A 6,915-nucleotide genomic window follows, 5' to 3' on the forward strand; every position below is an offset into this window, starting at 1 on the left:
ACATCTCGAAAGGGCTTACGATAACTATCCAAAACGTTGCTTTAAGCCTTTCCAATACAATTGCCTTCAAAGTACCAAAGCTCCGAGCAAACACACTTGTGCCTCCCACCTTTGAAGAAATTACAGAAGGTAACGTAAAGGTATACATCGAATCAGGAATTCATGAGGAATATACATTCCCTTCAGAGGATAACTATAGCCTTGTCAAAAACAGGAAGTTGACAGAAGAGTTTGGCTTATACTTCGTATGTAATGATCGGATTATAGTTGCCAGTAGTACAGAAAAGATACATGGATGGACTGCTAAGTGGCACGCAGAGTACAACGGGTTCGTATGCTGGATAAGATTTACTTCCGAAGATGCGGGATTACTTCCTTGGAATACAGCAAAAACCGCTCTAAAAACAGACAGTACAATCTTCCTTAAGATCAGAGATCAGCTAGCACCTATTGCAAACAAATATCGTTCTGATATTAAGGCAAGGTATACGAAGAAGAAAGGCACTGCGAACACCAGATCTAATACTTCAAAAAGCAAAGCAAAGGCAACTCAAAGAGTTGACGCTTTAGATAATAAAACTAACGAAACGGCCTTAGTAGAACCCTCACAAGATAACTCTTCTAATAAAAACTTTCACTCAGTAGATTCAAATAGAGTTTTCAGGGCAGAGACTAAAGTTCCAGAGTCCACAGAAATTTTGACTCGCCTGAATCAACTTGACTCTAAAAAGCTTGGGAACTTGTATAAGTCTTTATGTAGTATTTCATTAGTCTCTCATTCTGCCCTAATGTATGTAGGGGCTTGGTCTTTCTTTGAATCTCTCTCTACCTTAATAGGTAAACCTGCAACAGAGGACATGCCAGCCTTCCTCAACAAGAAGACAAATGAATGGTTTTCGGATAGATCCGAAAAGGGGACATATAAAACGGCTATTAGTCATGTGAATCAAGAAGGGAATTCAACCAAGCATCATGGTGTTCACTATCGTACTGATGCCAAGCAATTAGCGAATACTTTTGAAACACTAGAACCACTAATTCTTAAGGCTCTAGACCTAGCAATTGAAAAGAAGCAAGCATCCAAAGCGTCGTAGATACGTGATTATCTATAGCAAAAAGCAGCCATATGGCTGCTTTTTTGTTTCACGTCTCATGAAATTACCGTATCACAAGTTTGAAGCGTTTCACTATTCACGAAACTCGACAGGCGCGCCCTGAAATCAGATATCCAGGTTCGCCACGCTCAATGCGTTGGACTCGATAAAGTTACGACGCGGCTCGACTTCATCCCCCATCAGGGTAGTGAATAGCTGATCAGCTGCGATCCCATCTTCAATTGTAACCTGAAGCATACGACGCGCATCCGGGTCCATAGTAGTTTCCCACAACTGCTCTGGGTTCATCTCACCCAAACCCTTATAGCGCTGGATGCTGTGACCACGGCGTGACAGGTCGAGTAACCAGTTCAAACCTTCTTCAAAGTCAGTCAGCTCTTTCACGCGCTCGCCACGCTTGAAGTACGCACCCACTTCGATCAGCGATTTAAGCGTGTCCGCCATATCGGTGATCTGCGTGTATTCGCGTGATTTAAAGAAATCACCACCAAAGAGGTAGTCATGGTCAACACCATGCTGGGTGACAACCACTTTAGGTACAAAACGGCTGTGCTCTTTGTCTTCGGCAACAACGCAGTGATACTGAATCGCTTTATCACTCACATCAGCCAGTTGATCGTCCAGTTGATCACACCATTCAGACACCGCAGCCTGATCAGTGAGCTGATCGCCTGCCAGCGCTGGCAACGACAGCATTGATTTCAAAGCGACCTGAGGGAACAAACGGTTAAGACGGGCAAAGGTCCGCATCACCGCACGGTAATCCTGCACAACGGTTTCCAGCTGATGACCGCCAATTCCCGGCGCGTCCGCATTAACGTGCAGCGTAGTGCCGTCGAGTGCGCCTTGCAGCAGGTAGTTGTCCAGCGCTTCATCATCTTTCAGGTACTGCTCTTGCTTACCTTTTTTGATCTTGTACAGCGGTGGCTGTGCAATATAGATGTGACCACGTTCGATCAGTTCCGGCATCTGACGGAAGAAGAAAGTCAGCAACAGAGTACGGATGTGCGAACCATCCACGTCCGCATCGGTCATGATGATAACGCTGTGGTAGCGCAATTTATCCGGGTTATATTCTTCGCGACCGATACCACAACCCAGTGCGGTGATCAGTGTGCCCACCTCGGCAGAGGTCAGCATCTTATCAAAGAGCGCTTTTTCGACGTTGAGGATCTTACCTTTCAGCGGCAGGATCGCCTGCGTCTTACGGGCACGACCCTGTTTCGCGGAACCGCCTGCAGAATCACCCTCCACCAGGTACAGTTCAGAGAGGGCGGGATCCTTCTCCTGACAGTCTGCCAGCTTACCCGGCAGACCTGCGATATCCAGTGCGCCTTTACGGCGTGTCATCTCACGCGCTTTTCGTGCCGCTTCGCGTGCACGAGCTGCATCGATCATCTTAGAGACAACCGCTTTAGCATCCTGTGGATTTTCTTGCAGGAATTCGGACAGTTTCTCACCCATGATCTGCTCTACCGCGGTTTTTACCTCGGAGGAAACCAGCTTGTCTTTGGTCTGGGAAGAGAACTTAGGATCAGGCACTTTAACCGAAATAATCGCCGTCAAACCTTCACGACTGTCGTCACCCGTGGTGCTGACCTTGCCGCCTTTGTTCATGCTTTCTGATTCAATGTAACTGTTCAGACAGCGTGTCAGAGCGGTGCGGAAACCAGACAGGTGAGCACCACCGTCGCGCTGTGGAATGTTGTTGGTAAAGGTATGGATGCTCTCCTGGAAACTGTCGTTCCATTGCATCGCGACTTCTACACCAACGCCATTCTCGTGCATGGCTGTGAAGTGGAACATATTGTTAACGGTGGTTTTTTTGCTGTTGAGGTATTCAACAAACGCACCCAATCCACCTTCATATTCAAAAACATCTTCGCGACCGCTACGCTCGTCTTTCAAAACGATACGTACACCAGAGTTCAGGAACGACAGCTCGCGCAGACGTTTGGCCAGAATATCGTACTGATAGGAGATATTTTTGAAGGTTTCTTCAGATGGGAAGAAACGGACGCTGGTACCGCTGCTGTCCGTTTCACCAACTACCGCCAGTGGCGCCTGAGGCACACCATGCACATAGGTCTGTTCATGAACCTTACCGTTGCGGCGCACGGTTAAACGTAGCTCGCTGGAGAGGGCGTTTACAACCGAAACACCTACACCGTGCAGACCACCGGATACTTTATAACTGTTGTCATCAAACTTACCGCCAGCGTGCAGCACGGTCATAATAACCTCTGCTGCAGAAACGCCTTCTTCCTCGTGAATATCAGTCGGAATACCACGGCCATTGTCGTACACGGAAACACTCTCATCCGGATGGATGATTACATTGATCTCGCTGCAATAACCCGCCAACGCCTCATCGATTGAGTTATCTACTATCTCAAACACCATATGATGCAAACCGGTACCATCATCAGTATCACCGATGTACATACCTGGGCGCTTTCTTACAGCATCAAGCCCCTTCAGGACCTTAATACTGGAAGAATCATAATCTTGGTTATCACCGCTCATTCAAGTCTCCTAACGCGTTTATAGGGGCGTTACACTTCCATCATTTATGCTGTAATGCAGCACATCTGTGTTCGGTTGCCACTGATAGGACAGGGCGCGCGAATCTACACAGGTAATAAAACACTGACTGGCCATCTGCTCTACAAACTCACAGAACAATTGACAGTGAGTCGCATCAAGCTCCGACGGCAAGTCATCAATCAGATAAATACAGGGGCGTCCGGTCATCCGGTGAAAGAGTGCGCCCTGTGCCAGCTTAAGGGCACTGACGGCCAGTTTTTTCTGCCCGCGCGACAATCGCTCAGCGGCAGTGTGACCATCAACTTTAACCCGCAGGTCGGCGCGTTGAGGTCCAGCGCTGGTAAAACCCTGACGCAGATCGCGTTCAAAGTTAGTCGCCAAAAGTTCATCCAGCGGCTTCTTTAAATCCCAGCCCGGTGAGAAACCCAGACTTAGACTCTGACCCGGTAACAGCTTCTCAACAATCTGTTCAAACTCCGGTGTCAGCAGTTGCAGATACTCCTGTCGCAGGCGGGTAATTTGCTCGGCAAAGCCTACAAATTCATGGTCCCACGCAGCACGCATCTGATGCCCAATCTTACCACATTTCAGTAGCGTGTTGCGCTGTTTCAGGACTCGCCTGAAACCTCTCCAGAGCTGAATAAAGGCCTTATCAGCATGGAATACACCCCAATCGATAAATTGTCGCCGGATTGAAGGTGAACCATCCAGCAAATCGAAGGTTGCCGAGTCGATTACCTGTAGCGGCACCAGCTCAGCAAGGGATGCAAGATCAATATCTGACCCGGCAAAACGCACCCGCGTCTGTCCCTCCAGATTACGTTCCACACCCAATGTTTGCTCAACACCTTGTGCAAGCGAATCAACTTTTCCTTGTACGGTTGCGGCGGGATCACCGGCCGCAATCAGGTGGCGCACTTTGCTGGTACGAAAAGACCGTGCTAGGCCAAGCAGATGGATCGCCTCCAACACACTGGTCTTGCCACTGCCGTTGGGGCCGGAAAAGATGTTAATGCGGGTAGACGGAGTAATACTGACAGATGAAAGATTACGTACGGAACGTATGTTCAGGCGGGAGATGGTCATGGAGGATTCTGAAAGGGCGGATCAGCAGACCTTGAATCTGCTGATCCGAACGCAATTACATACGCATTGGCATGACAACGTACACGCTGCCATCTTCGTCAAAGCTTTCTACCAGCGCACTGCTATTCGGGTCTGCAACCGTGAAACGCACCACGTCAGAGTTAATGATCGAAAGCACGTCCAGCAGGTAGTTCACGTTGAAACCGATTTCCAGGGAGTCGCCCTGATAATCTACCGCTACGGTTTCTTCCGCTTCTTCCTGTTCCGGGTTATTCGCCATCACCTGAAGGTAACCGTCACTCAGCGATAAACGCACACCACGGTACTTTTCGTTGGACAGGATAGCGATACGGCTGAAGACCTGACGCAGCTCCTGACGATCACCCAGCATAATCTTATCGCCATTACGCGGAATAACACGCTGGTAATCCGGGAATTTACCGTCGACCAGTTTAGAGGTGAAGATAAAGTCACCCACATGGGCACGGATATGCGTTGCACCAATCACCAGACGCAGAGGCTCATCACCTTGCTGTAACAGGCGCGCCAGCTCAAGGATACCTTTACGCGGTACGATGATCTGATGTTGAACAGACTCATCCACTTCCACGTCAGACACACACGTCGCCAGACGGTGGCCATCGGTTGATACAGAACGCAGTTGACCGTTCGCAATCTCCAGCAACATACCGTTCAGGTAGTAACGAACGTCCTGCTGCGCCATGGAGAAGCCGGTTTTATCAATCAGCTTACGCAATTGATTCTGGGAAATCGTCAGGTCCAGCGTTTCCGGACCGTCTTCCACATTCGGGAACTCTGCCGCTGGCAGGGTCGACAGGGTAAAACGGCTACGGCCTGTCTTAATCACCATCTTCTGGCCTGACAGCGCCAGCTCGATGCGCGCCTCGTCCGGCAGAGACTTACAAATATCCATCAGCTTACGTGCAGGCACTGTGATTGAACCGGCTTCAGCAGGCTCATCCAGCGTTACACGGCCAACCAGCTCAACCTCAAGGTCAGTACCGGTCAGGGACAGCTGATCACCCTCGGCCACCAACAGTATGTTGGAGAGTACCGGCAGCGTCTGACGACGTTCAACAACACCCGCCACCAACTGCAAAGGTTTGATTAACGCTTCACGCGAAATAACAAATCTCATCGGTTTTCCACCTTAATTTCGAACGGTACCACTACGCCGTAAGATGACGCAGTAAATTCTTATAATCTTCTCTGATGTCCGTATCACTTTCCCTCAGCTCCTTAATCTTACGACATCCGTGGAGCACGGTGGTGTGATCTCGTCCGCCAAACGCATCACCAATCTCAGGCAAACTGTGGTTGGTCAGCTCTTTCGCCAGACTCATAGCAACCTGACGGGGACGTGCAACAGAACGGCTGCGGCGCTTGGATAACAGATCAGCTACTTTGATCTTGTAATAGTCAGCCACAACACGCTGAATATTATCAATACTAACCTGTTTATCCTGCAATGCCAGCAGGTCTTTAAGCGATTCTTTAATAAAAGGAATTGTGATCGCATTGCCGGTGAAATGTGCGTTCGCAATAACCCGTTTCAAGGCGCCTTCCAACTCACGTACATTGGAGCGAATTTTCTGGGCCAGGAAGAAGGCAGCGTCGTCGGGCAGGGATACTTTGGCTTCCACTGCTTTGCGCATCAGTATAGCAACACGGGTTTCCAGTTCAGGCGGTTCGATCGCGACGGTTAAACCCCAACCGAAACGGGACTTAAGACGCTCCTCAACCCCTTTGATCTCTTTTGGATAGCGGTCACTGGTCAGAATCATCTGTTGACCGCCTTCAAGCAGAGCATTGAAGGTATGGAAAAACTCTTCCTGTGAACGCTCTTTGCCCGCAAAGAACTGAATATCATCAATCAGCAGCGCATCGACCGAGCGATAGTGACGTTTAAAGTCGTTGATCGCATTCAGCTGCAGTGCCTTAACCATATCTGCGACAAAACGCTCAGAGTGCAGATAAACAATCTTCGCATTCGGGTTGTACTTACGCATCTCGTTACCCACTGCGTGCATCAGGTGGGTTTTACCCAGACCAACGCCGCCGTAGATAAAGAGAGGGTTATAAGAGCTACCCGGGTTATCTGCCACCTGACGGGCCGCAGCCAGCGCCAGTTGGTTCGACTTACCCT

Annotated in this window: 5 protein-coding genes; 1 reads left to right on the plus strand and 4 read right to left on the minus strand. The window is 49.3% G+C overall.

Annotated features, from left to right (window positions below; all coding sequences use genetic code 11):
- Nucleotides 1-1,094, plus strand: a 1,094-nt coding sequence (locus tag ABYW01_RS10410) for a hypothetical protein (RefSeq protein WP_372832550.1), incomplete at its 5' end; no start/stop codon positions are given.
- Between the two features lie 126 nt (nt 1,095-1,220).
- On the opposite strand, the gene gyrB is transcribed toward ABYW01_RS10410, so the two are convergent.
- From gyrB to dnaA, 4 genes are all read right to left on the minus strand, one after another.
- Entirely contained in the window at nt 1,221-3,641 is a 2,421-nt protein-coding gene (gene gyrB, locus ABYW01_RS10415) for a DNA topoisomerase (ATP-hydrolyzing) subunit B (protein ID WP_372832551.1), read from the minus strand.
- A gap of 18 nt (nt 3,642-3,659) precedes the next feature.
- Nucleotides 3,660-4,748: a DNA replication/repair protein RecF gene (gene recF / locus ABYW01_RS10420; RefSeq protein ID WP_372832552.1), complete on the minus strand. Its 1,089-nt coding sequence runs from the start codon at nt 4,746-4,748 to the stop codon at nt 3,660-3,662.
- 55 nt (nt 4,749-4,803) lie between these two features.
- A complete protein-coding gene (gene dnaN, locus ABYW01_RS10425) occupies nt 4,804-5,907 on the minus strand; it encodes a DNA polymerase III subunit beta (RefSeq protein ID WP_193954568.1) in 1,104 nt (367 codons plus the stop codon).
- A 31-nt stretch (nt 5,908-5,938) separates the two neighbouring features.
- A partial coding sequence (dnaA, locus tag ABYW01_RS10430; protein WP_372832553.1) for a chromosomal replication initiator protein DnaA occupies nt 5,939-6,915 on the minus strand: 977 nt, incomplete at its 5' end.

Origin of the sequence: Pontibacterium sp., from assembly GCF_041587635.1 — a bacterium.
Taxonomy (GTDB): Bacteria; Pseudomonadota; Gammaproteobacteria; order Pseudomonadales; family Balneatricaceae; genus Pontibacterium.